The sequence below is a fragment of the Sporomusaceae bacterium genome, assembly GCA_031460455.1.
In the GTDB taxonomy this organism is placed as follows: domain Bacteria; phylum Bacillota; class Negativicutes; order Sporomusales; family UBA7701; genus Anaeroselena.
Window position 1 is genome coordinate 1 of record JAVKTQ010000044.1, and the last position, 1,298, is coordinate 1,298.

Consider the following 1,298-nt stretch of genomic DNA (forward strand, 5'->3'; position numbering starts at 1 on the left):
TCCTCGGCCGGGGCCGGGAAGGCCTTGTGCAGCGCCTTGGTGGCCACGTAGAAGATGGCGATGACGAAGAACATCGTCGGCAGAGCGATAGCCATCATTTTGACCGCTTTTGCTACGGCAGTTTCCATTTTTATTCCCCCCTACTTCGTCAGCGCCGGGATAAGGGCGAGAACAAGACCGCCGGCGACAACCGACGCGACCTGTCCGGCCACGTTTACCCCTATGGCGTGCTGAATGATGAAGTTGGTCGGATCTTCCTTGAGCGCCATCTTGGCGATGACGCGGCCGGACATCGGGAAGGCGGATATGCCGCAGGCGCCGATCATCGGGTTGATCTTCGTCGTGGTGAACATGTTGCCCAGCTTGGCGAACAGTACGCCGCCGACGGTGTCGAACACGAAGGCGACCGCGCCGAGGCCCATGATGAAGGCGACGTCGATGGTCAGGAACTTCTCGGCGGTCATCGTGCCGCCGATGGTGATGCCCAGCAGCAGGGTTACCAGGTTGGCCAGCTCGTTCTGGGCGGTGTTCGAGAGGTTTTCGACCACGCCGCTGACCTTGAGGATGTTGCCGAACATCAGGCTGCCGATAAGGGCGACCGAGATGGGGGCGACGATGCCGGCGATGAGGACGATGAGGAGCGGGAAGAGGAACTTGGCCCGGTCGGAGACCGGCTCTTCGCCGAGGAAGCCCATCTTGATCTTACGCTCGCTTTCGGTGGTGATGAGCCTGACGACCGGGGGCTGGATTACCGGTACGAGGGACATATACGAGTAGGCGGCGACGGCGAGCGGCCCAAGCATGTCCTGGGCGTAGCGGCTGGCCACGTAGATGGTGGTCGGGCCGTCGGCGGCGCCGATGATGCCGATGGAGGCGGCGTGCTCGAATTTGAAGCCAAGGGCGGCGGCGGCTACGGCGGTGGCGAAGATGCCGAACTGGGCCGCGGCGGCGAAGAACATGACCGACGGGCGGCGGATCAGCGGCGTGAAATCGCACATCGCCCCGATAGCGATAAAGATTAGGACCGGGAAGAGTTCGTTGGCGATGCCTCCCTGATACAAGACGACGAGGAAACCTTCTTCCCCGGGATGAGTGCTGACAGCCGAGGAATGGGGGATGTTGGCGAGAATTGCTCCGAAACCGATGGGCAGCAGCAGGATGGGCTCATAGTCGTGCTCGACGGCCAGATAGATCAGGATGGCGCCGATAAACCACATGACGACATGCTTCCAGGACAGGCCCAGGAAGCCCATGAGGAGCTCGTCAAGCCAAGGGTATTGTGCCAGTAATGCTTCCAT

The 1,298-nt window shown here is 61.5% G+C and carries 1 protein-coding gene; it reads right to left on the bottom strand.

Features of this window, described 5'->3' with window-relative positions; genetic code table 11:
- Nucleotides 1-140: 140 nt before the first annotated feature.
- On the bottom strand, nt 141-1,298 hold a 1,158-nt coding region (locus RIN56_20615), incomplete at its 5' end, for a sodium ion-translocating decarboxylase subunit beta (protein ID MDR7869196.1).